2 protein-coding genes are annotated in these 2509 nt (G+C 70.8%); both read right to left on the bottom strand.

The features are described from left to right. On the bottom strand, positions 1–1556 hold a 1556-nt coding region (locus tag HUK84_RS14840), incomplete at its 3' end, for a heparinase II/III family protein (RefSeq protein WP_176640975.1). Positions 1557–1686: 130 nt separating this feature from the next. Then, entirely contained in the window at positions 1687–2364 is a 678-nt protein-coding gene (gene rpe / locus HUK84_RS14835; RefSeq protein ID WP_176640974.1) for a ribulose-phosphate 3-epimerase, read from the bottom strand. Positions 2365–2509: the final 145 nt, after the last annotated feature.

Below are 2509 nucleotides of genomic sequence, written 5' to 3'. Positions count from 1 at the left end.
CGAACCCGGACGACGATCTGCCGCGTCCACTCGGGCGTCCCCTCGGGGCAGTAGACGCTCTCCTCCACCCCCACCTCGCCGCCATCGGCGCGAAACCGCCAGGGCTGGCCGCCCACGTCCAGCACGACCATCTGGCCGTCCGCGTCCCATTCCACGCCGACCTGCGGATGCAGGTGGAAACGCAGCACGAAGGATTGCAGCCGCTCGCCCTCGACGATCTCCTCGCCGCGCAGGTCGGCGCCGCCATCGCCCAGATACAGTCGCCGCCGCCAGGACGCGCCGAAGGGCGCATGGTACCCGTCATGCGACAGGTCCAGCCAGTGGGCACCGTCCTGGGCCATCTGCTCGGCCGTCACATGGGCCGGACGGCGCCGGATGCCGCCCGGGCTGTCCGCCGTGCCCGGCCCGATGTCCGACGACGAACTCTCCTCCAGCACCAGCAGTGAATGCGCGGCGCTCTCGCGCAGCGCGCGGCGCCACTCAGGCGTCTCGCCCGTCCCGCAATTCACGATCACCCGCTGCCGCGCCACCGAGAATTCGAAGGACAGCGTGCCGGCATGCGCCTCGCCGTCGAATCCCGGCGCCGGCGGCAACCCCGCATCGACCAGCAGCAGCGACCGCCCGACCTGCAGGCGGATGAACCCGCCATCCGGCATCGCGCCGGCCACCACCCGGGTCCGCGTCGATTGCGACAGCACCATCTCGATCATCGCCACGCTGCCGGCATGGCTGCCGTTGAACAGCGCCAGCCTGCCGTCGCCATGACGCAACGCCCGCAGCACCGGGCTCATCCGGTCCAGCGCCAGGGCCAGCGAATCGGGCACGCCGATCTGCGCCGCCTGCAGCATCGCGCGCATTTCCGCCAGTTCTCGCAGCGCCAGAAGCTGGATCTCCGGGCTGCGCTGCACATGGCAGCCGTCCTGCGCCACCTGCCGCGACAATTCGCCGTCGATATAGCGCAGGAAACGCGCCAGGAAGCCGCTATGCTCCGGCATCGCGATCGCCGCCGCCAGCAGCCCCTTGAAGGCGGCCAGCGCGCGCCAGTCATGGCTCTCGGGCGGCACCAGAGCGGCCAGGGTCCGCCCCTCGGCCAGCAGCCGCTGCATCTGGCGCTGGCGGAAGGCGTCGTCGGCCGACGCGGCGAAGAAATCGTAATGGCCCAGCCACGACGCCAGCCGCGTGCCCGTCACCGCGCAATCGCGCACCATCGGGTCGGTCGGCGGATGCGCCAGCCAGTCATTGACCAGCGTGCGGGCCTGCAGGCGCGCCGCATCGGTCCCGACCGCGCGCAGGTCGCGCAGCCAGGCAAACCCGTGCAGATAGCTGCGGAACCGCTCGGGATAGGACCCGTCCTCCCAACGTCCGGGGCCGATCCGCCGCGTGACCCCGGCAAAGGACAGCATCCCCTTGACCAGTTGGCTGCCCGCCAGCGGATCGCCCGGCCACAGATCGCGGACGGCATGAACCGGCGCCGGGGGAACCCGTCCCAGCCCGGCGAGGGAAGGCAGGCGCGCCAGCGATAGACGCGCGTCCTGGCTCCAGCGACGCAGGACCATCAGGCCCCTTTCATCCCGCGATGTCCGGCCGCACCCATCGCGGCCGGCCGTCCGTCATCATTCATCCGGCGATCTTCACATCCGGCACTCTTCATCCGGCACCCGTCTCATCCGGCACCCGTTCGGGCACTCATTCGGCGCGGCGGCCCGCCGCGCGCAGGGCCGCGATCGCCCGCCCGTAATCCGGCTGGCCATAGACCGACGTCCCGGCCACCAGCATGTCCGCGCCCGCCGCGGTCGCCAGCGCGGCGGTCTCGACATCCACCCCCCCATCGACGCCGATCCGGATATCCCGCCCCGTTTCGTCCGCCATCCGGCGCAGGGTGCGGATCTTGGGCAACTGGCTGGCCAGGAATTTCTGGCCGCCGAATCCGGGGTTGACCGTCATGACCAGGATGACGTCCACCAGGTCCAGCACCTCGGCCACCGCCTCGGGCGGCGTGGCCGGGCACAGCGCGATGCCGGGCTTCACCCCCAGCGCACGGATCTGCTGCAAGGTCCGGTGAGTATGCGGCCCGGCCTCGATATGGACATGGATATGGTCCGCCCCCGCCTTGGCGAACATCTCCAGATACGGATCGACCGGCGCCATCATCAGGTGCACGTCGAACACCAGGTTGGTCTGCGGGCGCAGCGCCTGGACCAGTTGCGCGCCGAAGGACAGGTTCGGCACGAAATGGCCGTCCATCACGTCCAGATGCAGCCAGTCCGCCCCGCCTCGTTCGACGGCGATGACCTCCTCGGCCATGCGGGAAAAATCAGCCGACAGGACGCTGGGCGCGACCAGGGGGGGGAATTGAGCAGCCATGGCGCAATGTAACAGGAAATCACCGGGCGCGCGCAAGCCGTCGCATGCGTCCGCGCCCCCTTCGCGGATCACGATCCGTCACGGACCACGGCCACCCCGCCCATGACCGCCCCGGCCCGCACGGCTCGGCCCGCGTCTGCGGCCC

The organism is Nguyenibacter vanlangensis (genome assembly GCF_013376155.1).
GTDB lineage: Bacteria > Pseudomonadota > Alphaproteobacteria > Acetobacterales > Acetobacteraceae > Gluconacetobacter > Gluconacetobacter vanlangensis.
This window is presented reverse-complemented; position numbering and strand designations above follow the sequence as displayed.